The following is a 22,020-nucleotide window of genomic DNA, read 5'->3' on the forward strand; positions in this document are numbered from 1 at the left end:
CTGTGCGCTCACAGGCACCGCGTCGACTGACACACCGATGGGCCAGGCATCAGCCGGGCCCGCTAGACCGACCAATCGCGCCATCGCGACCGGCGGGCCCGGCCCTGGCCCGCCCAGCCTCGGCCTCACATCGCCGAGACCCCGCCTAGGGCCCGCTTCGAAAGGGAGAGACGTGTCCGACACCCAGACGCCTCCGTCATATAGCCAATTCCCCTGCTCCTCCTGTGGAGCGCAGGTGGAATTCCAGCCTGGCGCCAACGCTCTGCACTGCCCCTACTGCGGTGCCGCACAAGATATTGAGCTGGTCACCAAAGAGATCGAGCGCCGCTCATTCGTCGAACTTCAGCAAAAGCCCCGTCGCGCCCGCGACCAAGTCCCGCCGCGCCTATACGTGTGCGAACAGTGCGCCGCTCACACCGAATCCGACACCTGGTCGACCGAATGTCAATTCTGCGGAGCGGCCCTGGTCGCCGACACCTTCGACCCCGACCTCATTGCCCCCGAAGGCGTATTGCCCTTTCAGGTCGACCACAGCGGCGCGCGGGAACGCCTCACCAAATGGATCAACACCCGCTGGTTCGCGCCCAACGCGCTCAAAAAAGTCAAAGAGGCCAAGAACACCAAGTCGACCTACCTGCCGCACTGGGTATGGGACGCCGACACCCAGACCGCCTACCGTGGCCAGCGCGGCATCGACTACTACGTCACTGTCACCCGTAACGGCAAGTCAGTGCGAGAAAGGCGCACTCGCTGGACCCCGGTGCGGGGGAACGTGGCACGTAACTTCCGCGACTTCGCGGTGTCGGCCTCGACTCACGTTAACCAAAAGCACCTGGAGGAGATCGGCACCGACTGGCCGATTAAGTCCGGTCAGGCCTATCAGCCGGAGTTCTTGTCCGGGCACCAGACGCAGCGCTATGACATCGATCCCGAGCAGGGGCTGGTGAATGCGAAGGAGCGGATGGACCGCCAGATCGTGCGGGACATTCGTCGCGACATCGGTGGCGATAAGCAGCGCATCACTTCGAAGAACACGCGGTACTCCAATATTCACTATCGGCTGATGCTCATGCCGGTGTGGATGGTGGCCTATATGTTCCGGGGCAAGTCCTGGCAGGTCTTGGTCAATGGGGTCACCGGTAGTGTCTCTGGTGAACGGCCATACAGCCCGTGGAAGATCGCCTTCGCGGTCACGATCGCGGTGTTGCTGGTGGTCGCGTTCTTCATCTTGGACAACCAGTACCACATCTTGTAAAACGCGCATCGCGTCCGGCAGCGGGCGCAGGAGGGAGCCACGTCGATGACGTCGCGCAATCCGGCCCAGTTGGCCGATCGCCAGTTGGACGCCTATAACCGGCGCGAGCTGGAGGCCTTCATCGACTGCTATGCGGAGGATGTGCGGGTGTTCGCCTTCCCTTCGGGGGAGGAGTTGACCGACCGTTCTGGGGATGCTTTCCGCAAACGCTATGGTGACCTTTTTGCGGCGAACCCGAACTTGCACGCTGAACTGATCAACCGGGTGGTGCATGGGGACGTGGTGATTGACCACGAGCACGTCACGGGTTTGGCCGATGGTTCTGAGAAGTACGCGGTGGCTATGTATGAGGTGGGTCAGGACTTCATCGAGAAGGTGTGGTTCGTCTCCGAGGCTCAAAAGTAGGTGTAAGTATGGTGGGGCGGCCCGGCGATAGCCGGGCCGCCCCACCGTTTTTCGGTTCTGGGTCTAATTGAGCTCTTTGACGTAGGTGCCGAACCGGGCCAGGTAGCGGCGCTGGCGTTCATATGTCGCGCCTGCGGTTAGCAGGATTGCCCCGCCGATGGCTAGTGCCAGCCACGGCGGTGCGAGGTCGGCCAGCAGGATCATTTCCTTCAAGGTCAACACCAGTAGTACCCCTGCCCCTATCAGTAGTGAGGCTTGTGACCGGATGGCGGCTCCGGCTAGGAGTACTACGATCGCCGCCGCCCCGAGGCCGATGCGGCGTGCGCCTTCTTCGCCGACGTCGATTCCGGCGGCGAGTACCACCATCAGCGTCGGCAGCATGCCTAGTAGTAGCCCTGGGCTGTGGACGGCCCAGCTGGATAGGTGCGGCAGGGAGCGGCCGACGATGAAGCCGATCACGAGGAACACTAGGGCGGGCGTGACGGTGTAGAACTCCAGGCCACTAACCGCGTTATCCACCAGTAGGTGCCAGTAGGCCGCGAGGACGGCGGCGGCGCTGGCTAGCGCGTAGCCGATGCGGGCTGTGGTGGTTTTGTGGGTCCAGGATAGGTAGCCCAGGACGGTTGCGTAGACGATGAGGGCGACTGTGGGGGTGCCTGCGGCGTGCGGGTTGAGGTATAGCCAGAGGATTGCGCTGGCCGCGAGGGCGTGCGCGGTGATGGTGGCGCAGATGTTTTCTGGCGATTGTTGTTGTGCCCTCAGGCTGGCGGCGAGCACTTGTAGTGCGGCGACGAGGGTGGCGATGTAGGCGGCGGTGTATCCGTCGATCCAGTTTGCGTTGGTGGCGCTGATGAGGGCGACCACCGCGAGGGCGGGGGCGCTGATCCAGGTGCTGGCTCGTAGAGACTTCGATGGTGAGGCCACGGCGATGGCCCAGGCTGTGACCGCGTAGCAGGTGAACATGAGGGTGCTGGCTGTTGGCGCCGCGATGTCGCTTGGGGTGCTGATCAGGGGGAGTAGCGACACGGCCGCGAGGACGGCTCCGATGGCGAACCGTAGGGGTGCGCGTTGTTTGTGGGTGGCCAGGGAGGCGAGGGCCCATCCGATGGCGGCGAGGGCGAGTAGGGATGGGAAGAAGTGCCAGTGGGCTTGGAAGTGGGTGAGGAGGCCGATCCCGGCGATGAGTACCGCGCCGAGGGTGGTGTCGATGCGCCAGGCGCCGAGTTTTTTGATGAAGGTGACACCGGCGGCGGCGATGAGGGCGGCGGTGGTGGCTTCCCAGGTGGAGATGAGTCGGTCGTCGTTGTGGTTGAGATAGGCCATGGCGTTCCACAGCACGCTGATGGCGGCGAGGGTGACGATTCCGATGGCGGCGGCGATGGCGCCGATTTTCACCGGGTGGCGCAGGTTTTCGGGTAGCCCGAGGCCCAGGAGCGTCACGATGCCGGTGGCGGCTGCGGCGAACATGAGGTGTTGGCCGCCGGTGATGACGATGCCGATGGTGGCGATGGCGGCGATGAGGGTGGCGGTGGCCGCGATGGCGGTCACGTTGAGGGATGCGGGTTTTTGGTAGCTTTCGTCGGTCGCGTGGACCAGTCCGATGAGGACGGTGAGGCCGAGTCCGATGGTGGGGGCGAACAGTGTGTTTTCGTCGGTGTTGACGACCATCCACAGCGCGAATACGGCTGAGGATGCTACCGAGGTGTAGATGGTGATGGCGGCGGTGGTGGAGGTGATGCGGCCCGCGTAGAGGCTGCATCCCCAGACTCCGGCGGCGATGAGTGTCAGCAGGATCGCCGCGACGAGGCCTCGGTCGGTGAGGTTGAGGTCGTAGAACAGGTTTGCCAGCGCCAGCATGGTCAAGGCGATGGTGGTGATGGCTAGGCAGCGGCGGGCGAATTGGTCGGAGCGTGGGTAGGCGCTGGTGCGGGTTTTGATGAGGATGGCTGAGGCTGCGGCGGCCGCGGCGGCTCCGAAGGTGGCGGCGGTGCCGGTGAAGTTGTCGAGGGTGGAGCCGTATCCGGCGGCGATGATGGCTAGGCCCAGTAGGGTCCAGCCGGGCGCGGTGTAGGTGGCTGTGGCGCGGTAGAGCCCGATGATGGTGATGGTGATGAAGGTGAGGGCGGTGATGGTGGCTGCGTTGAGTGCTCGTCCGTCGGCGAATATCAGGTAGTACCCGGCGAGGCTGGAGCACCAGAGGCCGAAGCTGGCCAGGGCGGCGAATGTTTCGGCGGTGGCGTTGAGTTTGAGTTTGGTGAGGATGGTGGGTGCGGCGAAGAGGAGGGCGGTGACGGCGAGCAGGATCGCGAAGCGGCCGGCGTCGGTGATGCTGTCCCAGGCGTAGGCGGTGAATCCGGCGAGTGCGGTGGCGGTGAGGAGGCCGCCGAGGCTGAGCAGGATGACTTGTACGGTGCGTCCGGTGGCGTCGGGGTTGGCGTGGGGGTGGCCTGGTGGCGCGTAGTGCGGTGGTGGTGGGTTCGGTTGTGGCGTTGGGACGGGGTTGGCCATGGGCGTGGTGGGTTCGGTCATGTCGGGCGCGTTTGCGGGGTGGGTGGTTTGTTGTTGTGCGCCAGGTGGTGTTTCGAAGCTCGTGGCTTGGTTGTATGCCGGTAGTCTCTCGGAGGTTTGTTTGCCGGGGGTGTGGTGGTGGGTGTTGGCGAGTTCTTGCAGTTGGCCCAGGAGGGTTTGGTGGCGTTGGCGGAGGCTGGCGAGCTCGTCGTCGAGGTGGACTAGTTGGTCGTAGTGGTTTTTGCGGGCGTCTTGGCGGCTTTTGAGTTCCGCGTCGAGGGCTTCCAGTTGCCCAAGGAGGGGTTCTTCGCCTCGGCCGCAGTGGGTGCATGCGGCGGGGGTGCTCGCTTGATGGCAGCGAGGGCAGGCGTAGGTAGTCATGTCGCCATTGTCGCGCCCGTTGCAAATGGCTAGTAGGCCATTGCGGGTGGTTGTTGTGATCGGACGGTCATAAATGGTGGGTATGAGGGGTGTCGTGGCTACCTATCGGTGGCGGGGGCGTAGCCGGATGGTGGTGGATCGCCTTTGTGGCCTGACTTCTACGATGTCTAGTTCGATGGGGCCGCTGCGGTTTTCGAAGAGGTTGACGCCGCCGCCGAGGAGTATGGGCACTTGGTGCAGGAGCACTTCGTCGACGAGGTTGGCCTCGAGGCATTGGGAGGCGATGTTTGCTCCCAGGACGAGGAGGTCTTTGCCGTTGGCTGCCTTCAGGCATTCGTTGACGATGTCGTTGATGTCGCCACTGACGAAGGTGACGCCGTGGTTGTCCCCAGCGGGTGGACGGTGGGTGGCGACGAACGCGGGGCCGCTCCAGGCTCCCCCGAAGAGCTCGCCGGTCTCTGGGGGCACCTCGGTGGCGTCGCGGCCGAAGTCGTAGCAGCCGCGGCCGGAGAGGACTGCGCCGGTGGCGTCGATGACGGCGCGGGTGGCGGGGCCGTCTAGCACTCGGAGGCCTTCGACGTGTTCGGTGAGTTCGGCATGGTCGAAGACCCAGTCCATCCAGTCGTTCGGCCCGCAAATGTATCCGTCGAGGGACATGCTGCTGTGGATGCGGACGATTCCCATGGTTGCCTCCACTCGGGTGGATTGGTTCATTCTCTCAGTGCAGACGAGGCCAGGGGCGAAAAGTCATCTGTCGGGTTTTACGGGGGCGAATCCACGGTGGGGCGCGGGCTTGGCCGTGGGCCTGTTAGGGCCATACCACCTGTCCATCCACCCAGGTGACTCCTTTGTTGCGGCACAGGCAGAAGGGATGTCCGACGGGGTCGGTGTAGATGCGCCAGCCGTAGCCTTCGGGGCCGATGAAGTCTTTGTGTAGTTTTGCGCCGAGGTCGAGGATGCGACGCTGTTCGGATTCGATGTCGTCTACTTCGAAATCCAGGTGGAACTGTTTGGGGTGCTCCTGGTCGGGCCAGTGGGGGGCCCGGTAGTCGTCCACTCGTTGAAAGGCTAGCTCGATGTGGCCAAAGCGGATGCCAGCCCAGTGGTCGTGGCTGTCGGGCTTGAGCGCTTGGTTTGTCACCGCCGAGTAGAAGGCCGCCAGCCGCATCGGGTCGGGGCAGTCGATGATGAAATCGGTGAGTTTGAGCATCGGATGATCCTGTCACAACACAGGTCAGGACACACTTGAATTTTGTGCGGCGGCGTCGGTGATGTCACTGGGGTGTTAGGCCACCGGGACTAGGGTTGCAGTTTCTGGGTGAGAAGACGAGCGGTGGCGGCGGGGTCTTGTGCCAGCGACTCGGGCAGATTGCCCGCTAGTAGCAACGTGGCGTATCCGTGGACCAGCGACCAACCGGCCAGGGCGGTGATCTGCGCTTCGCCGGTGGAGGTCGCGGCGTCGGCTCCGGTTTGCAAGGCGTTGTAGGCGCGGGTACGGCCCGCTTGTAGGTCTGGGTCGTTTTCCCGCAGCAGTTCGAGGCGATACATGAGCCCGAAGTAGGTCCGGTGGTCCAGCGCGAACTGGACGTAGGCGATGCCCAATTCGGCGAAGTCGCCGGTCTGGGCCCACTTGGCTTCTAGCGCGTCGGCGAATTTGTGGTAGCCCTCGGCGGCGAGGGCGGTCAAGAGACCTGCCTTGTCGCCAAAGTGGTGGGCGGGGGCGGAGTGTGACACGCCAGCGGCTTTGGCGACAGCGCGCAGGCTGACCGCGCTGGGGCCGTGGGTTTCTATTTCGCCGATGGCGGCGGCGAGTAGGGCCTGTCGTAGGTTTCCGTGGTGGTACTGGTCGCTTTCGTTCACCCACCCAACCTACCCCCAATCTTGACACTGTCAAAATTTGCACGTATATTGACAATGTCAAGATTGGTTTACTAGGAAGGCAACCGCCATGATCGAGCTCTCCGATAGCTCCGCGTCCATCGCTGGAATCGTGCTGCTGACGATCGTCACCATCGAATTCGGTGGCGCATTCCTCTTGCGTATCGTGCGCGGACAAGTGCCCATGACCGAATTTCAAAAAAGCTTTGCCCGCGCGGGCCACGCCCACGCCGGGGTGCTGGTGACCCTGGGTCTGGTCTGCCTCGTCCTAGCCGACGCTACCGACCTGGCCGGCTTCGCGGGCTGGATCGCGCGAGTCGGGGTGCCCGCCTCGGCCATCTTCATCTCGGCCGGCTTCTTCCTCTCCTCGCTGGGCAAAGGCACCACCGCGCCGAACAAACTCATCGCGCTCATCTGGATCGGCGCGGCCTTCCTGGCGGCCGGAACCCTCACCTTGGGCGTGGGGCTGTTGACCGTCTAACCACACCTGGGGCCCGACAGCGGCCCATGCGACGACAACCCGGCCGGGGCGCTTCGGCGCCCAGGCGGACACAAGGCTGCCATCAACGGTAAATACGCAGGTGAGGAAGCCGAACAGCCCAGGCGGTGCCTTCGCATAAGCTCCTGACCACACCCGCACGACCTTTTACGCGACGTGAACAATTCCCCACCTCAAAGACCTTCGGTATTTCGGCCTCCACGTATATAATTTGGTTTCCATACATTTATTTGGAAACCCAAATACTTGGTCATCGACCCTATGGGAGTGTCAAGAATGGTCACCGAACTGAGCCACTTCGTGGGCGGAACCCACGTCGCGGGAACGTCGCAGCGCTACTCCGACGTCTTCGACCCCAACACCGGCGGTGTGCAAGCGCGCGTCCCACTCGCCAGCAAAGCCGAAGTCGTCACCGCCATCGACAACGCCGAAGCCGCACAAGCCGAATGGGCCGCCTGGAACCCCCAGCGCGCCCGCGTCCTGCTCAAGTTCCTCGACCTAGTCAACCGCGAAATGGACTCGCTGGCCGAAACCCTCTCGCGCGAACACGGCAAGACCCTCGCCGACGCCCGCGGAGACATTCAACGCGGCCTCGAAGTCATCGAATTCGCCGCCGGAGCCCCCCACCTGCTCAAAGGTGAATACACCACCGGGGCCGGAACCGGCATCGACGTGTACTCCATGCGCCAACCACTAGGCGTCGTCGCCGGAATCACCCCGTTCAACTTCCCGGCCATGATCCCGCTATGGAAAGCCGGGCCCGCGCTGGCCGCCGGTAACTCCTTCATCCTCAAGCCCTCCGAACGCGACCCGTCGGTACCGCTGCGCATCGCCGAGCTGTTCATCGAAGCGGGCCTGCCCGCCGGTGTCTTCAACGTCGTCAACGGTGACAAAGAAGCCGTCGACTCGCTGCTGGAAGACCCGCGCATCCAAGCGGTCGGCTTCGTCGGCTCCACCCCGATCGCGCAGTACATCTACGAAAACGCCGCCGCCAACGGCAAGCGGGCCCAGTGCTTCGGCGGGGCCAAGAACCACATGGTGATCATGCCCGACGCCGACCTCGACGACGTCGCAGACGCCCTAGTCGGAGCCGGTTACGGCTCCGCCGGCGAACGCTGCATGGCCATCTCGGTAGCCGTCCCAGTGGGCCAAGAAACCGCCGACGCGCTGGTCGAGAAGCTCAAAGAACGCATCAAAACCCTCAACATCGGCCCCAGCCTCGACGCGAAGTCCGATTACGGACCGCTCGTGACCGCCGAGGCCCGGCAGCGAGTCATCGACTACATCGGCGACGGAGTCGCCGAAGGCGCCGACCTGCTCGTCGACGGACGCGACTTCGTGCTCGAAGGCCACGAAGAGGGCTTCTTCCTCGGGCCCACCCTGTTCGACAACGTCACCACCGACATGCGCATCTACCGCGAAGAGATCTTCGGCCCGGTCCTCATCATCACCCGCGCCGAGAACTACGAAGACGCCCTGCGCCTGCCCTCCGAGCACGAATACGGCAACGGCGTGGCCATCTTCACCCGCGACGGCGACACCGCCCGCGACTTCACCGCCCGCGTCAACACCGGCATGGTCGGCGTGAACGTGCCCATCCCAGTCCCGATCGCCTACCACACCTTCGGCGGCTGGAAGCGTTCCGGATTCGGCGACCTCAACCAGCACGGACCCGACTCCTTCCGCTTCTACACGAAGACGAAGACGGTCACCTCCCGCTGGCCCAAGGGGGCCAAAGAAGGAGCCAGCTTCGTCATCCCGACGATGAAATAGGGCCGCGCATGTCTGAGGAATTCGAACTAAGCGACATGACCGAGGCGATCCGTAAATTCGCCGAGGCTGAACTCGAACCACACGCTGTGACCTGGGACGAGACTAAACATTTCCCCGTAGACGTGCTGCGTCGGGCCGGGGAGCTGGGACTGGGCGGAATCTGGGTCGCCGAAGATGTCGGTGGCGTGGGCCTGGGCCGGTCGGCGGCAGTGCGGATCTTCGAGGAACTGTCTCGTGGGGACACCTCGATTGCCGCCTACATTTCCATTCACAACATGGTCGCCTCCATGATCGACACCGCTGGCACCCCCGAGCAGCGGCAACGCTGGGTGCCGGACTTGGCCAGCATGGCGACGCTGGGCAGCTACTGCCTGACCGAACCCGACGCGGGGTCGGACGCGGGAAGCCTGCGCGCCACCGCCCGCCGCGACGGCGAAGACTATGTCCTCGACGGCGTCAAACAGTTCATCTCCGGAGCCGGAACCTCCGATGTCTATCTGGTCATGGCTCGCACCGGGGGCGAAGGGGCCGCCGGAGTCACCGCGTTCATCGTCCCCAAGGACAGCCCCGGGCTCAGCTTCGGGGCCAATGAACGCAAGATGGGCTGGAACGCTCAGCCAACTCGCCAAGTCATCTTGGAAGGGGTCCGCGTCCGGTCCGACCAGCGACTCGGCGCCGAAGGCGACGGCTTCAAGATCGCCATGCGCGGCCTCAACGGCGGACGGCTCAATATCGCCGCCTGCTCCCTGGGCGGGGCGCAATGGGCACTGGAAAAGGCCACCGCCCACCTGAGCTCTCGCGAGGCGTTCGGCGGACCACTGATCAACCAACAAGGTCTGGTCTTCGAACTGGCCGGAGCCCAGACCCGCCTCGAAGCGGCCCGCTGCCTGCTGCACAAAGCCGCCGCCGCGCTCGATGCGAAAGACGCCGATGCGGTGAAGCTATGCGCGATGGCGAAGATGTTCGTCACTGACGAGGCGTTCAACGCGGCCAACACCGCCTTGCAATTCCACGGTGGGTACGGATACCTCAGCGAGTACGGTATCGAGAAGGTCGTGCGCGACCTGAGAGTTCACCAGATCCTGGAAGGGACGAACGAGATCATGCGAGTCATCGTCGGCCGCGCCCTCATCAAGGAGGCCGCGTGAGCGAACCTGCCGTCATCACTAGCAAATCCGGCCGCGTCGGCCATCTGCTACTTAACCGGCCCCGCGCCATCAACGCCCTTACCCACCAGATGGTGGGCATCCTGCAAGAGACCCTCGACAAGTGGGCCACCGACCCGCAGGTGGAGACGGTCTTGTTGACCGGTTCCGGAGATCGGGGCCTGTGCGCGGGCGGCGACATCGTCTCCCTGTACCACGATGCCCGCGCCGGCGGTAGTGCCGGAGCGGACTTCTGGCGCGACGAATACCGCCTCAACGCCACCATCGCCAACTACCCCAAGCCTTTTGTGGCGATCATGGACGGCATCGTGCTCGGGGGCGGCATCGGACTATCGGCGCACGCCGATGTCCGCGTCGTCACCGAACGGTCCTCCATTGGCATGCCCGAGACCGGGATCGGCTTCCTACCCGACGTAGGCGGCACCTATCTCCTCTCTCGCACCCCCGGCGAATTGGGCACTCACTTGGCTTTGACCGCCGGGTCGGTCAAAGCCGGTGACGCGATCGCCATCGGCATGGCCGACTGGTACGTTCCCAGCGAAAAACTCGACGACCTCATCACTGGCCTGGCCACCGCCGACCCCAAGGAAGTGCTCACGGGCCTGGCCGAGCCAGCCCCGGCCGCTGCGTTGTTGGCCTCCCGCGAATGGATCGACGAATGCTACGCGGGCGAGGACCTGGCCGCCATTGTGGAGGCATTGGCCGCACACGATCTCGAGGCCGCTACCAAAGCCGCCGAGACGATCCGCAAGAAGTCGCCCACCTCCTGCGCCGTCACGCTGCGTGCCCTGCGCACGGCAAAGGCGTTCGCTACCCTCGAAGAAGCGCTCGACCAGGAATTCCGTCTGGCCGTTCGCATTTCGCGGGCGCCGGACTTTGTCGAGGGGGTGCGCGCCCAAGTCATCGACAAGGACCGCAACCCCAGCTGGAACCCGCCGACGATCGCCCAGTTGAACGCGGACGACATCGAAGCCTTTTTCGCTCCCCTCCCCGATGAACTCGGCCTAGGGAAGCGTGCGAACTCCAAGGAGAAATCATGACTTCCATAGCCTTTATCGGTCTGGGCAACATGGGTGGCCCGATGGCGGCCAACCTGGTCAAGGCCGGACACTCAGTGACCGGATTCGACCTGGTTCCCGCCGCGCTCGAGGCCGCGCGCGAACAGGGTGTCACCATCGCCTCCTCCGCGCCAGAGGCCGTGGCTGATGTCGACGTCGTCATCACGATGCTGCCCAGCGGCAAACACGTGCTCGACGCCTACGGCACCGGCGAGGGCCTCCTGGCCGCGGCCAAACCCGACACGTTGTTCATCGACAGCTCCACCATCTCCGTCGATGACGCCCGTGTGGCCGCGAAGCGAGCCAACGCGGCCGGACACCGCAGCATCGACGCCCCGGTCTCCGGTGGCGTCATGGGCGCCAGCGCCGGAACGTTGACCTTTATGGTCGGCGGCTCCGAGGCCGATTTCGGCAAGGCCCAGCCCGTGCTCGAACCGATGGCAGGGCGGGTCGTCCACTGTGGTGAGGCAGGGGCCGGGCAGGCGGCGAAGGTGTGCAACAACATGATGCTGGCCATTTCGATGGTCGGTGTCAGTGAGGCGTTCGTACTCGGGGAGAAGCTGGGCTTGACCAACCAGGCGCTCTATGACGTGGCGTCGACCGCCTCGGGGCAATGCTGGGCGTTGACGACCAACTGCCCGGTGCCTGGCCCCGTTCCGGGTAGCCCGGCCAACCGCGACTACAAGCCCGGCTTTGCCGTGTCGCTGATGAGTAAGGATTTGGGGCTGGCGATGGACGCTATCGACAGCACCGGGACCCACTCTCAGCTGGGTACGCTGGTGGCCGAGATCTACCGCAAGTTCGCCGAAGAGGGCGGGGCGGGATTCGACTTCTCGGGAATCATCAATCAGATCCGTGACAACTCCCAGGACGAGGCAGCATGAGTGAACAGGCGTACGAGAACATCATCGTGACCACTGAGGGCCGGGTCGGCGTCATCACGCTGAACCGTCCCAAGGCGCTCAACGCGTTGAATGACGCGCTGATGCGGGAGGTTGTGGCCGCTGCTGAGGCGTTCGACGCCGACCGTGGCATTGGCGCGATCGTGGTGACGGGATCGGAGCGCGCCTTCGCCGCCGGGGCCGACATCAAGGAGATGCAGGCACAGTCCTATCAGGACATGCTGTTGTCGGACTGGTTTGCGCTGTGGGACCGGTTCTGCGATGTACGCACTCCGACGATCGCGGCCGTATCCGGCTATGCGCTGGGCGGTGGCTGCGAGCTGGCGATGATGTGTGACATGTTGATCGCCGCGGATTCGGCCAAGTTCGGACAGCCTGAGATCACCCTGGGTGTCATCCCCGGTATCGGCGGATCGCAGCGCCTGACCCGCGCCGTCGGCAAGGCCAAGGCGATGGACCTGATCCTGACCGGGCGGCAGATGGACGCCGAGGAAGCCGAGCGTTCGGGTCTCGTCTCACGGGTGGTTCCCGCTGACACGTTGTTGAAAGAGACGATGGAGGCGGCGACTAAGATCGCCTCGATGTCCCTTCCGGCCACCTACGTTGCGAAAGAAGCCGTCAATGCGGCCCTGGAGACAACGTTGGCCGAGGGAGTCCGTTTCGAGCGTCGCACGTTCCACGCGACGTTTGCCCTGGAGGACCGCAGTGAGGGAATGGCGGCCTTCATTGAGAAGCGAAAGCCGGAATTCAAGCACAACTAGCGTTGACCTAGTTGGTTAAAGCCCCCCACAGGGGGCACAGAAGGCACTCGGTAAGCAGGAGGCTCTTTCGTCGAGCTGGCAGCACTCCCACCGGGCCGCGAGGCCCCTGCCAGCAAGCGGGAGAGCCTCCGTTGTGCGTTCGGTGGGTTCGATGTGGTCTAAGTGGAGCCAGCGGATGGGCCTATGCCCGAGCGGAAGCTACCTCAGAATAGGTCAGGCAGGCCGCGTGCTGGCCGACGTTATCCACAGGTGAGCAACATTGCCTTGACCACTAAAAAGAATCGTGGGCACAATTGGGTTTCGGGGCAAGAGGTTGAGAAATTCTCACTATGGAACCGGCTCGCAATAACCCCAGCTTCCGCCACAGTGAACCCCCTTTTCGCCGGGTGGCCCACCACGCCCCTTGGCCGACTAAAGCGGGTCGGGTGGCTCTTGCGCTGGCCCGAAGTCTCCACTGCGGCGGCGAAAGTCCGCCAATAGTCGGGTGAGCGTTGCCAGTTCCGTATCGGCGAAACCCGTATTTTCGAAGATGTGTGTATTGAGCGCGTCGGTGGCTTCGGCCACTAGCGCGGAGCCTTGATCGGTAATCTCAACGAGCACGGCCCGTCCATCGTCGGGGTGGGCGACGCGACGCACGAAGCCGTCTGCTTCGAGCCGGTCGACGATGTTGGTGACGCTGGCGGGGTGGACTTGCAACAGGTTTCGCGCGCGGCTCATGGCCATGCGCCCATTTTGTGCGAAGCGTAGTAGCCGCAGCATCTCGAACCGGGCGAACGAGATGCCGAAGGGTTTGAGCACGGTTTCAATACGCCCGAGCAAGATTTGCTGGACGCGCATGATCGAGGTGACCGCGGCCATTCCGTCGGCGGCAGCTTCCCATCCCCACGCGCGCCAATTTTGTCGAGCCTCGGCTATGGGGTCCCACGGAAACTGCTGCACACCGGAATTCTACTCAACAGTCACTGTGGTCAACGATCATGGCTGGCGCGTTGGCCATGTAGTGGCCGCCAGCCGGTGGAGCCTATTGATTGAGGTCTGATTCCAGCCGGGAAAGCACCTCGACCGCAGGTGAGGCGTACTCGCTGATCCAACGGTCGTAGATGTGTTTGATGGGCAGAACCGAGAGGTGGTTCCAGCGTTCGCGGCCTTTGCGCTGCGGGATGACGAGTCCGGCCTGCTCCAGGACGCGCAGATGTTGCATGACCGTGCAGCGGTCGAGGTCGTCGACGGCCGCGCACACTTCGCCGGTGGTCTTGGGGTGGTCCTTGAGTTGGTCGAGGATGCGGCGGCGCGTGGCGGAGGCTAGGGCTTTGAAAACTTTGTCGTCGTCAATCGGGGGCGCCATCTCAGAACTCATGTTATAAATATATAACATATATGAGAGGAGTACCCATGGAACCCAAGTTCAGCATCGCGGGACGCATTGACCGGCCGGTCGAAGAGGTCTATGAGGCCGTAGCGAACCCCGATCAGCTGTCGAAGTACTTCACCACCGGTGGAGCGAAGGGCCGCGTCGAGACTGGTGCCGTTGTGCACTGGGATTTCGCCGATTTCCCAGGAGAGTTCCCCGTCGACATTGTCGAGGCGAAGCCTCACGAGCGCATCGTTTTGCGGTGGGACTCCGACGAGGACAAAGACGGCGACGTGGCGGTGAAAACGACCGTGACCTTCGGGTTCGAGTCGCTTGCGGATGGCCGCACCCTGGTCACAATCTCCGAGGAAGGTTGGCGAGCCGACGAATCGGGACTGCAAGCCTCGTTTGGCAACTGTCAGGGCTGGACGCAAATGCTGTGCTCAATGAAGGCATGGCTGGAACACGGCATCACCTTGCGCGCCGGTTTCTACGCGTAGGTAGGTCTGGCTAGCTCCTGAGTCGACCAGCGGTGAAACTTTAGTCGCACTGGTTGCTTATGATCGCAGCACCACCGTTAATGCCGGTGGTGCTGCGATCGGCCGTGGCCGGTGAGGTCCATCACTGTTGGCATGGAAGTGGCTATACCGTCGAGGAGGCGCGACATGACTGGTGACCAGCAAGCACTGCGGGTAGCGCAGATCAACTCCGATGAGACGCTGAGCGATTGGCGGCTGATTCTCGGGCGACTACGGGCTCGGTTCGCCACGGGGAGTTTCGCATCCGGTGTGGAATTGGTCAACGCGATCGGGGAGGTCTCCCAGGAGGTCGACCACTATCCGGAGGTCGACCTTCGCACCTGGCATGTGGACGTGAAGTTGATAAGCCATGATCTCAGCGCGGTCACGCCGCGCGACGTGCGCTTGGCCCGACGCATTAGCCAACGGGCCGCACAGCTTGGTGCCGAGGCCCGGCCGCGCGAGGTGCAGAGTCTCGAAATTGCCCTCGATACTCCCAACTACCAGGGCATTAAGCCGTTTTGGCGCACCGTACTTGGTCTGGCGGACCACCCGAAAATTGACAAGGACTTGGAAGACCCGGCGGCTTCACTGCCGGACTTGTGGTTCCAACGCACGGAGGACACGGACCCCAGCCGGATGCGTTTCCACCTCGATATCGCCGTTCCACCCGATGTGGCAACCGAAAGGGTGGCCGCTGCTGTGGAGGCCGGTGGCACGTTGGTGGACGATCGGTTCGCTCCGGCGTTTTGGGTCTTGGCCGACGCAGAGGGAAACAAGGTGTGCGTGTGCACCTGCGAGGGCCGCGAAGACGACTGAGTCCAGGCGGCGACAGTGGCACCCGGCCGAATTCGCGCCACTGTGGAGGATGGCTCTTCTCGTATGACCCCTGCGGAAGAGCGCGTTCAATGCCACTGGTGCAATTCATCGCCTCTGGGCCGGCGTAGCCGATCATTCACTGAAGCCAGCCTGTCGCATACTGGCGCTCCCTTCCCGCCACGACATTGGGTCCGCAATTGTGGAACCTGGTCAGTGACTTCGTCGCCACCAGAGCCGCCCCGCCTGGGCCGGACTGGCCGCCCCACCAACTGACGGGGACGTCGCGGTGTTCATCCGTGACCTTCGGCCCTGCGCTGTCCCTGATCCCCGTCGCCCAACTTCCCGCCGGTGTCACTGTCGTAGTCCTCAGCGCTGTTTTCGGAGCGTTTGAGGCCCAGCTCGTAGTGGGCCAAGCGCCGCAGCGCCAGCAACACTGGTTCATATAGCGCCGTGCCCAACACCGCGAATTGGAGCGTTTCTTGGGGGTCGTTCCACGGAATGCGCTCGAAATCGGCCTGGGCGATTTCTCTGACGGCCCGAATGTAGACGCTGAGCTGATCGGGGTCTACGTCAATGCCGACCTGCTGGGCCAGTGCGAGCGCATCCTCCAGTCGTCGCAGGTCTGGCGATTCGGGGTCGTAGTCAAACTCCAGTTTCTCGAGTAGCTCCCGGGTGGCCGGGGTGGGGCCAGCCGAGGCCGGGGCGGGGTCGTCGGCGTTTGTCACTGCCCGGGTCGCCTGTGCCATCGCCTCCAAGATGTCCTGCGAAGGCCCGTCGATGATGTTCAAGATGAGGCGCACTTGTTCGATGGAATTGCCCAGCGCGTGCACGAGCCCCCGAATCAGGTGCAAGCGGGTGATGTGGGTTTCATCGTAGGACCGTTGGCGGGCGTTGAGCATTTCGCCTGGATGGAGTAGCCCTTCGCGCAGGTAGTACTTCACTGTCGCCACGGGCACGCCCGAGCGTTCTGAGAGTTGTGAGATCCGCATGGCTGCCTTTCATCGACATACCCCAACTAGATAGCTATACTATCGTTTATATGATCGATAGTGTCACTATCTAGTGGATGGATGAGCATGACAGCATCAGAACGCAACCGGAGGGGCCTAGCCCTCGCCATCGTCGCCACCGCACTACCGACCTTTATGGCCTCCCTGGACAACCTGGTCATGATGTTCGCCCTCCCCGTCATCCAGGCAGACCTTGAAGCATCAGTCGTGCAGCTGCAATGGTTCATCAACGCCTACGCCATCGCCTTCGCCACGCTCATGCTCCCCATGGCCGCCCTCGGCGACCGCTACGGACGCCGCAGAATCTTCTGCGCCGGCATCGTCGTGTTCTGTCTGGCCTCAATCGCAGCCGCCCTAGCGGCCACCCCGGAGACACTCATCGCCGCCCGCGCCGTGCAAGGCCTCGCCGCGGCCGCCATCGTCCCCCTCTCCCTGGCCCTGCTCTCTGTGGCCGCGCCAGACGACAAACGCGCCCTCGCCGTGGGGATCTGGGGCGGCGTCAACGGCCTGGGCATCGCCACCGGCCCCATCGTCGGTGGAGCCGTCGTCGAAGGATTCCACTGGTCAGGAATCTTCTGGATCAATATCCCCATCGGCCTAGCCGCACTCATCCTCGTTCGCCTCGCGCTCAACGAATCTCACGGACGACGCGCGCCCTTCGACATCTACGGAATCACCCTGGCCACCCTGGTGGTCTTGCCACTGATGTGGGCCGTCGCCGAAGGCAACGAACGCGGATGGACCGACCCCTACGTCGGGCTGGGGCTGACCATCGGCACCCTGGCGCTGGCCGGGTTCCTCTACCACGCCGCCCGCAGCCAGGCTGCCTTCTTGCCCCTGCGGCTCTTCGGTGACCGCACCTTTAGCCTCGCCAACGCCAGCGGCTTCCTCTTCTCGGCCGGGGTATTCGGCTCGATCTTCCTCCTCAGCCAATTCCTACAAATCTCGATGGGCTACGGGGCGCTCGAAGCCGGGCTGCGCGCCGCCCCCTGGACCCTCGCCCCCATGGTCATCGCGCCCCTCGCTGGACTCATCGTCCACCGCCACGGCGTCAAAGGCATCCTCGGCGCGGGTTTGAGTTTGCAAGCCTGCGCCCTCTTTTGGATGGCCGCCATCGGTTCGCCCGACCTCACCTACGCAGCAGTCGTCATCCCGATGCTGCTAGCCGGAATCGGCATGGGGCTCACCTTTGGGCCGCTGGCCCTAGCCGTCTTGCTGGGACGATGCGAAAGTGAGCACGGCATCGCCTCGGGCGTCAACAGCACCCTGCGCCAACTCGGCGTCGCTAGCGGAATCGCGTTGGCGGCGGTGATATTCACCGCCAATGGTGAATATCTGCCCGGGCAACCCTTTGTCGACGGCCTGCGGCCCGCGCTAGTCCTCTGTGGCATCCTGGTAGCCATCTCGGCGATCATGGCCCTGGCATTGCCCTCACGCGGAACCCGGCCCGCAACAACCGCCCCAGTGGCAGCCGCAATTCCAATAGCCACAGGTGCGAACAAAGAGACTCGCTCGCTGGTCTAGCCAGATACCGTGAACTCCGCAGAGCCCATCGCGGCCACAGTATTCGCCCCTTCGGCGGTGCCATCACCGCCTAGGCTGCCAAGGGAGAGCTCCCTTTCCTCCGGGACACCATCGCCCAACGCGTGCCATGAGTAGACGAAGGGAACCGCATGATCACCACCGTCTCGGCCGCCTCTCAAGCAGGCGGCTCAGCGCCCAATGAGGACTACTTTCTGGTCTCGCACTCCTGGGCGTTGGTGCTCGACGGCGTCACCCGCTACCCCGATGATGGGTGCGTCCACGACGTGCCCTGGTATGTCGCCCACCTCGGCGCGGCCCTGGCCCGACAACTCGCGCGGCCGGACCAGGAACTGACCCAGGGACTAGCCGAGGCCATCGCCTCGGTTGCGGCGCTGCACCAGGACTCGTGCGACCTGTCGAACCCGCTGACGCCAGCGGCCACCGTAGCGATCGCGCGTGAACGCGACGGTCACCTCGAATGGCTGGTACTCGGCGACTGCGCGGTCGTATGGCACGGCAGTGACCAGCGAACCCACGTGGAGTCGGACGACCGGCTGGAACGCCTGGCCGACCCGCCAGCGGCAGTAGACGTCGGCGGAATCCATCGATATGGCCCTGACTATGTGGCGACAGTCCGCAACCGGCCCGGAGGATATTGGGTGGCCGCGGCAGAATCGCACGCCGCGACCCAAGCATTCACCGGCACCGCGCCCCTCGCAGCCGATGCGCTGGTCGGACTCTTTAGTGACGGGCTGACCAGATTGGTGCAACGGTACGACTATGACTGGGCGACCCTAGTGCGAACCGGAGCAACCGACGGCATGGGGCGGCTCTTGGCAGACCTCAGAGCAGCCGAAGTTGCCCAGTCGCAGTCTCACCGGCGGGCCAAAATCCATGACGATGCCACCGGAGTGATCCTGCACATTAAGCGGCCCAAGGCAACCGGTGGATACACAGCTGCCTCAACGCCGGTTGTGTCCGCTGCGCCGCGCGCGGCCGGCCGCTAAACTGAAGTAAAACCACGGCAATGCGCCACTGCGCCGCAGGTCAATAAGTATGCTCCCCGCGCACGCGGGGATGAACCCAGGTATGCGGTCGCTGTGTCCTTTTAATCCACATGCTCCCCGCGCACGCGGGGATGAACCGGGCGCTTCCCACAACCTAGCCCCTAGCGTCAAATGCTCCCCGCGCACGCGGGGATGAACCCTATGCCGCTATTCCGCGCCGATGCGAACGTGTATGCTCCCCGCGCACGCGGGGATGAACCCCGAGAGTTTCAGCGCGTAAAAACCAAAAACGAATGCTCCCCGCGCATGCGGGGATGAACCCGCGGACAGAGGCCGCACCCGCCGCCCGCTGCAATGCTCCCCGCGCACGCGGGGATGAACCCATGCCACCGGTGGACCACCGCAAACTCAAACTATGCTCCCCGCGCATGCGGGGATGAACCGTCCGAAGACGGATCGGCCGGGCCGTTTGGGCTATGCTCCCCGCGCACGCGGGGATGAACCACAGGGCTGCCGGACAGGGCACGAAGAACACAGATGCTCCCCGCGCACGCGGGGATGAACCCTATGACATGGATGAATGACGTAGCCTGTGCCGATGCTCCCCGCGCTAGTGGGGTAAGTCGTCGGCGGCCGTTGCTTCGTCCTGCTCTTTGGTTTCGGTCGCCGCCGGTTGCGCGCTGCTGCGGTTGTGCAGGTGGGCGCGCTCGCCGGAGCGGTCAAAGATGCTCAAGATTTCCGCTTCTCCCTCGTGCGCGCCGAAGACGTGGGGCACCATGGTGGAGAATTCGGCCGCGTTTCCCTCGTGGATGAGGATGGTGCGCTCGCCCAGCAGCAATCGGATGACCCCGGACATGACGGTGAACCACTCACGCCCTGGGTGGACGTGCAGTTGTTCGGGCCAGAAGTTTTCCTCGGCGGTGAATCGCATCTTGGCGACTGTCACGCCGTTGAGGCCGCGTTCGCCGGAGAGAATCCAGGTGGTTACTCCCGGCGCATGTGATGGCTGGGGCCGGATGACCACGTCTTCGTCGTCGGTGGGCTCCACCAGCTGATCAAGTGTGGTTTCGAGGGCGCGCGCGATCGACACCAGCTGATCTAGGGCGATGCGGCGATGCCCGGTTTCGATCCGGCTCAGGGTTGACGGGCTGAGGTAGCAGCGCGCTGCCAGGGAGTCCAGCGACCAGCCGCGCGCGAGCCGCAAACCACGGATGCGCTGGCGGACCATCGCGTCGAGGGCAATTTCTTGCGTCATAGGCAAGAGTGTATGCGCTAGGGGCATACGGTGGCTAATTTTGAACGATGTCACCGCACTCGCACACCCACACCGAAGTCCACGCCCACCGCTCCAGCCATATGGCGGACATGCTCGATTTGGACGCCGCAGTGCTGAAAGATCACCTGGAGGAGGTGATCTCCTGGGTCGCATCGCATGCGCCCTCCTCGCCGCGCACCGTGGTCGACCTAGGCGCGGGCACCGGCACCGGCACGTTGGCCCTAGCCCAGCGTTTCGCCACGGCCGACCTGGTCGCGCTCGACGTCTCGCCGACGATGCTCGACCGGCTCCGAACAGCTGCCCGCAGCCTCGGCCTGACGCGGCGGCTGCGCATCGTCGAGGCTGACCTCGACCAAGCCTGGCCCGAGGTCGGTGGGGTCGATGTGGTGTGGGCGGCCTCCTCGCTGCATCACCTGTCCGATGCCGACCGGGCCCTGCGCGACGTCCACGCGGCGCTGGCGCCTGGGGGCCTCCTGGCCGTGATCGAGATGGATTCCCATCCGCGATTTCTGCCCCAGGACATCGGATTGGGCCAACCGGGCCTGGAGGAACGTTGTCGACAAGCCGTGGCTGGCCGCAACTGGAACGCCCACCCGAACTGGCATTCACACCTCGAAAGCGCCGGATTCGAAGTGCTGCAACAGCGCATTTTCGCCTACGAATTGCGCCCAGCGCCGCCTGCGGCCGGGCTCTACGCACACACCTACTTCGGTCGCCTACGCGACGCCGTCGCAGATCAGCTGGGGGAAGACGACCTGCGCGTCCTCGATGCGCTGCTAGCTGAGGACGGCCCGGACTCGCTACTACATCGGCCCGACCTGCGCGTGCGAGGAAGCCGGACTGCCTGGGCGGCTCGCAAAGCCTGAGCGCGGCACGGGATGCCGATGCGTCGCGAGAGACCAACCACAGAATCACCTCAATAACGAACACTGAAGGGCAAGGAGAACCACTATGAGTACCGAAGAAACCTACGACGTGGCCATCATCGGGGGAGGGGCGGCGGGGTTGAGCGCAGCCGTCGCATTGGCCCGTTCCCTGCGGCAAGTCCTCGTCATTGACGATGGCCAGCCCCGCAATGCCGTCTCACATGCGGCACACAATGTCCTTGGCCGGGAGGGCGTTGACCCCCAGGAACTGTTGGCCACCGGGCGCGGCGAAGCCGAGCGTTTTGGGGCCCAGTTTCGCAATGATCGAGCCGTCGCGGCTCGTCGCACCGAAATAGGCTTCGAGGTCGACCTCGCCGGTGGCCAGAGCGTGGCCGCGCGCCGGGTCCTGCTCGCGACGGGCCTGAGCGACCAGCTTCCCGACCTGCCGGGAGTGCGGAAATTCTGGGGCACGACCGTCTTGCACTGCCCCTACTGTCACGGCTGGGAAGTCAAGGGGCAGCGCATCGGCATCCTCGCCTCCGGGCCCATGAGCATTCACCAGGCCCTGTTGTTTCGGCAGCTCAGTGACGATGTCACCCTCTTTGCTCACGACATGCCCGACCCGGGTGAGCAGGCCTGGGCCGAACTGGATGCCCTTGGCATCACGGTGGTAACCGGTGAGGTCGCCCGGCTGGAAGGGGACGACGCGGTACGGTCGGTGGTTTTGGCCAGCGGCGAAGACTTCGCCGCCGACGCCGTGGTCGTGGCTCCCCGGTTTATCGCGCACACGCAGCTGTACGAGCAGCTTGGTGGCACGGTGGAACAGCATCCGCAAGGTGCGTTTATTCCCACCCAGGAGCGGGGCCAGACCGAGATTCCCGGGGTGTGGGCGGCGGGCAATTCCAGTGACCTGATGGCGATGGTTTCCATGGCCGCCAGCGCCGGTGTGTTGGCCGGGGTCGCGATCAACGTCGATCTTGCCACTGAGGAGGCGCGCGTAGCTGTGGAGCGAAAGGCTACGGCTGTGTCCTAAGGCAGGTGGCCATGCGCCTGGGGCAGCCTG

22 protein-coding genes and 1 CRISPR repeat array are annotated in these 22,020 nt (G+C 64.1%); of the genes, 14 read left to right on the plus strand and 8 right to left on the minus strand.

What is annotated here, in order from left to right:
• Positions 1–172 precede the first annotated feature (172 nt).
• On the plus strand, positions 173–1,255 hold the full coding sequence (locus JQS30_RS01420) for a TFIIB-type zinc ribbon-containing protein (protein WP_213171627.1): 1,083 nt from the start codon (positions 173–175) through the stop codon (positions 1,253–1,255).
• Positions 1,256–1,300: 45 nt separating this feature from the next.
• A complete protein-coding gene (locus JQS30_RS01425; protein WP_213171628.1) occupies positions 1,301–1,660 on the plus strand; it encodes a nuclear transport factor 2 family protein in 360 nt (119 codons plus the stop codon).
• A 63-nt stretch (positions 1,661–1,723) separates the two neighbouring features.
• On the opposite strand, the gene JQS30_RS01430 is transcribed toward JQS30_RS01425, so the two are convergent.
• The 4 genes from JQS30_RS01430 to JQS30_RS01445 form a co-directional block, all read right to left on the minus strand.
• Complete coding sequence (locus tag JQS30_RS01430; protein ID WP_213171629.1) at positions 1,724–4,549, minus strand: SCO7613 C-terminal domain-containing membrane protein; 2,826 nt, start codon at positions 4,547–4,549, stop codon at positions 1,724–1,726.
• 102 nt (positions 4,550–4,651) lie between these two features.
• A complete protein-coding gene (locus JQS30_RS01435; protein ID WP_213171630.1) occupies positions 4,652–5,263 on the minus strand; it encodes a dihydrofolate reductase family protein in 612 nt (203 codons plus the stop codon).
• Positions 5,264–5,357: 94 nt separating this feature from the next.
• Positions 5,358–5,759, minus strand: coding sequence for a VOC family protein (locus JQS30_RS01440; protein ID WP_213171631.1), 402 nt, complete (start codon positions 5,757–5,759; stop codon positions 5,358–5,360).
• A gap of 89 nt (positions 5,760–5,848) precedes the next feature.
• Positions 5,849–6,409, minus strand: coding sequence for a TetR/AcrR family transcriptional regulator (locus JQS30_RS01445; protein WP_213171632.1), 561 nt, complete (start codon positions 6,407–6,409; stop codon positions 5,849–5,851).
• 88 nt (positions 6,410–6,497) lie between these two features.
• On the opposite strand from JQS30_RS01445, the gene JQS30_RS01450 reads away from it, so the two are divergent.
• The 6 genes from JQS30_RS01450 to JQS30_RS01475 all read left to right on the plus strand — a co-directional run bounded on the left by JQS30_RS01450 (position 6,498) and on the right by JQS30_RS01475 (position 12,586).
• Entirely contained in the window at positions 6,498–6,908 is a 411-nt protein-coding gene (locus tag JQS30_RS01450; protein WP_213171633.1) for a hypothetical protein, read from the plus strand.
• A 294-nt stretch (positions 6,909–7,202) separates the two neighbouring features.
• A complete protein-coding gene (locus tag JQS30_RS01455; RefSeq protein WP_213171634.1) occupies positions 7,203–8,699 on the plus strand; it encodes a CoA-acylating methylmalonate-semialdehyde dehydrogenase in 1,497 nt (498 codons plus the stop codon).
• 8 nt (positions 8,700–8,707) lie between these two features.
• On the plus strand, positions 8,708–9,847 hold the full coding sequence (locus JQS30_RS01460) for an acyl-CoA dehydrogenase family protein (RefSeq protein ID WP_213171635.1): 1,140 nt from the start codon (positions 8,708–8,710) through the stop codon (positions 9,845–9,847).
• Complete coding sequence (locus tag JQS30_RS01465) at positions 9,844–10,905, plus strand: enoyl-CoA hydratase/isomerase family protein (RefSeq protein ID WP_213171636.1); 1,062 nt, start codon at positions 9,844–9,846, stop codon at positions 10,903–10,905. The genes JQS30_RS01460 and JQS30_RS01465 overlap by 4 nt, the downstream gene beginning before the upstream one ends.
• The gene (gene mmsB, locus JQS30_RS01470) at positions 10,902–11,807 is read left to right on the plus strand and encodes a 3-hydroxyisobutyrate dehydrogenase (RefSeq protein WP_213171637.1); all 906 of its coding nucleotides are present in this window, start codon (positions 10,902–10,904) and stop codon (positions 11,805–11,807) included. Before JQS30_RS01465 ends, mmsB begins: the two co-directional genes overlap by 4 nt.
• Positions 11,804–12,586 (plus strand): enoyl-CoA hydratase, encoded by a 783-nt coding sequence (locus JQS30_RS01475; RefSeq protein WP_213171638.1) that lies wholly within the window; start codon positions 11,804–11,806, stop codon positions 12,584–12,586. The genes mmsB and JQS30_RS01475 overlap by 4 nt, the downstream gene beginning before the upstream one ends.
• 411 nt (positions 12,587–12,997) lie before the next feature.
• Here the strand turns inward: JQS30_RS01475 and JQS30_RS01480 are convergent, their stop codons facing one another.
• Entirely contained in the window at positions 12,998–13,525 is a 528-nt protein-coding gene (locus JQS30_RS01480) for a MarR family winged helix-turn-helix transcriptional regulator (protein ID WP_213171639.1), read from the minus strand.
• Positions 13,526–13,607: 82 nt separating this feature from the next.
• Positions 13,608–13,931: an ArsR/SmtB family transcription factor gene (locus JQS30_RS01485; RefSeq protein ID WP_425498844.1), complete on the minus strand. Its 324-nt coding sequence runs from the start codon at positions 13,929–13,931 to the stop codon at positions 13,608–13,610.
• Positions 13,932–13,978: 47 nt separating this feature from the next.
• Here JQS30_RS01485 and JQS30_RS01490 point away from each other — a divergent pair, with 47 nt between their 5' ends.
• Positions 13,979–14,437, plus strand: coding sequence for an SRPBCC domain-containing protein (locus JQS30_RS01490; RefSeq protein ID WP_213171641.1), 459 nt, complete (start codon positions 13,979–13,981; stop codon positions 14,435–14,437).
• Between the two features lie 165 nt (positions 14,438–14,602).
• The gene (locus JQS30_RS01495; protein WP_213171642.1) at positions 14,603–15,274 is read left to right on the plus strand and encodes a VOC family protein; all 672 of its coding nucleotides are present in this window, start codon (positions 14,603–14,605) and stop codon (positions 15,272–15,274) included.
• 290 nt (positions 15,275–15,564) lie between these two features.
• Here JQS30_RS01495 and JQS30_RS01500 read toward each other — a convergent pair whose 3' ends face one another.
• Positions 15,565–16,263: a MerR family transcriptional regulator gene (locus JQS30_RS01500; protein ID WP_213171643.1), complete on the minus strand. Its 699-nt coding sequence runs from the start codon at positions 16,261–16,263 to the stop codon at positions 15,565–15,567.
• 87 nt (positions 16,264–16,350) lie between these two features.
• On the opposite strand from JQS30_RS01500, the gene JQS30_RS01505 reads away from it, so the two are divergent.
• A complete protein-coding gene (locus JQS30_RS01505) occupies positions 16,351–17,808 on the plus strand; it encodes an MFS transporter (RefSeq protein WP_213171644.1) in 1,458 nt (485 codons plus the stop codon).
• Between the two features lie 149 nt (positions 17,809–17,957).
• Positions 17,958–18,815: a protein phosphatase 2C domain-containing protein gene (locus JQS30_RS01510; RefSeq protein ID WP_213171645.1), complete on the plus strand. Its 858-nt coding sequence runs from the start codon at positions 17,958–17,960 to the stop codon at positions 18,813–18,815.
• Between the two features lie 49 nt (positions 18,816–18,864).
• Positions 18,865–19,380: direct repeats of the CRISPR family, unit length 28 nt; unit sequence ATGCTCCCCGCGCACGCGGGGATGAACC.
• Between the two features lie 45 nt (positions 19,381–19,425).
• Here JQS30_RS01510 and JQS30_RS01515 read toward each other — a convergent pair.
• Positions 19,426–20,070 (minus strand): helix-turn-helix domain-containing protein, encoded by a 645-nt coding sequence (locus JQS30_RS01515; RefSeq protein ID WP_213171646.1) that lies wholly within the window; start codon positions 20,068–20,070, stop codon positions 19,426–19,428.
• 47 nt (positions 20,071–20,117) lie between these two features.
• Between JQS30_RS01515 and JQS30_RS01520 the strand changes: the two genes are divergently transcribed.
• Positions 20,118–20,957, plus strand: coding sequence for a class I SAM-dependent methyltransferase (locus JQS30_RS01520; RefSeq protein ID WP_213171647.1), 840 nt, complete (start codon positions 20,118–20,120; stop codon positions 20,955–20,957).
• Between the two features lie 85 nt (positions 20,958–21,042).
• Positions 21,043–21,990, plus strand: coding sequence for an NAD(P)/FAD-dependent oxidoreductase (locus tag JQS30_RS01525; RefSeq protein ID WP_213171648.1), 948 nt, complete (start codon positions 21,043–21,045; stop codon positions 21,988–21,990).
• The last annotated feature ends 30 nt before the right edge of the window (positions 21,991–22,020 follow it).

Source organism: Natronoglycomyces albus (assembly GCF_016925535.1).
Taxonomy (GTDB): domain Bacteria; phylum Actinomycetota; class Actinomycetes; order Mycobacteriales; family Micromonosporaceae; genus Natronoglycomyces; species Natronoglycomyces albus.

Excerpts from the sequence above, each read along its gene's own strand:
- JQS30_RS01425 (WP_213171628.1), top strand. The coding sequence starts at position 1,301 with ATGACGTCGCGCAATCCGGCCCAGTTGGCCGATCGCCAGTTGGACGCC.
- JQS30_RS01430 (WP_213171629.1), bottom strand. The coding sequence starts at position 4,549 with ATGACTACCTACGCCTGCCCTCGCTGCCATCAAGCGAGCACCCCCGCC.
- JQS30_RS01435 (WP_213171630.1), bottom strand. The coding sequence starts at position 5,263 with ATGAACCAATCCACCCGAGTGGAGGCAACCATGGGAATCGTCCGCATC.
- JQS30_RS01440 (WP_213171631.1), bottom strand. The coding sequence starts at position 5,759 with ATGCTCAAACTCACCGATTTCATCATCGACTGCCCCGACCCGATGCGG.
- JQS30_RS01450 (WP_213171633.1), top strand. The coding sequence starts at position 6,498 with ATGATCGAGCTCTCCGATAGCTCCGCGTCCATCGCTGGAATCGTGCTG.
- JQS30_RS01455 (WP_213171634.1), top strand. The coding sequence starts at position 7,203 with ATGGTCACCGAACTGAGCCACTTCGTGGGCGGAACCCACGTCGCGGGA.
- JQS30_RS01460 (WP_213171635.1), top strand. The coding sequence starts at position 8,708 with ATGTCTGAGGAATTCGAACTAAGCGACATGACCGAGGCGATCCGTAAA.
- mmsB (WP_213171637.1), top strand. The coding sequence starts at position 10,902 with ATGACTTCCATAGCCTTTATCGGTCTGGGCAACATGGGTGGCCCGATG.
- JQS30_RS01475 (WP_213171638.1), top strand. The coding sequence starts at position 11,804 with ATGAGTGAACAGGCGTACGAGAACATCATCGTGACCACTGAGGGCCGG.
- JQS30_RS01485 (WP_425498844.1), bottom strand. The coding sequence starts at position 13,931 with ATGGCGCCCCCGATTGACGACGACAAAGTTTTCAAAGCCCTAGCCTCC.
- JQS30_RS01490 (WP_213171641.1), top strand. The coding sequence starts at position 13,979 with ATGGAACCCAAGTTCAGCATCGCGGGACGCATTGACCGGCCGGTCGAA.
- JQS30_RS01495 (WP_213171642.1), top strand. The coding sequence starts at position 14,603 with ATGACTGGTGACCAGCAAGCACTGCGGGTAGCGCAGATCAACTCCGAT.
- JQS30_RS01500 (WP_213171643.1), bottom strand. The coding sequence starts at position 16,263 with ATGCGGATCTCACAACTCTCAGAACGCTCGGGCGTGCCCGTGGCGACA.
- JQS30_RS01505 (WP_213171644.1), top strand. The coding sequence starts at position 16,351 with ATGACAGCATCAGAACGCAACCGGAGGGGCCTAGCCCTCGCCATCGTC.
- JQS30_RS01510 (WP_213171645.1), top strand. The coding sequence starts at position 17,958 with ATGATCACCACCGTCTCGGCCGCCTCTCAAGCAGGCGGCTCAGCGCCC.
- JQS30_RS01515 (WP_213171646.1), bottom strand. The coding sequence starts at position 20,070 with ATGACGCAAGAAATTGCCCTCGACGCGATGGTCCGCCAGCGCATCCGT.
- JQS30_RS01520 (WP_213171647.1), top strand. The coding sequence starts at position 20,118 with ATGTCACCGCACTCGCACACCCACACCGAAGTCCACGCCCACCGCTCC.
- JQS30_RS01525 (WP_213171648.1), top strand. The coding sequence starts at position 21,043 with ATGAGTACCGAAGAAACCTACGACGTGGCCATCATCGGGGGAGGGGCG.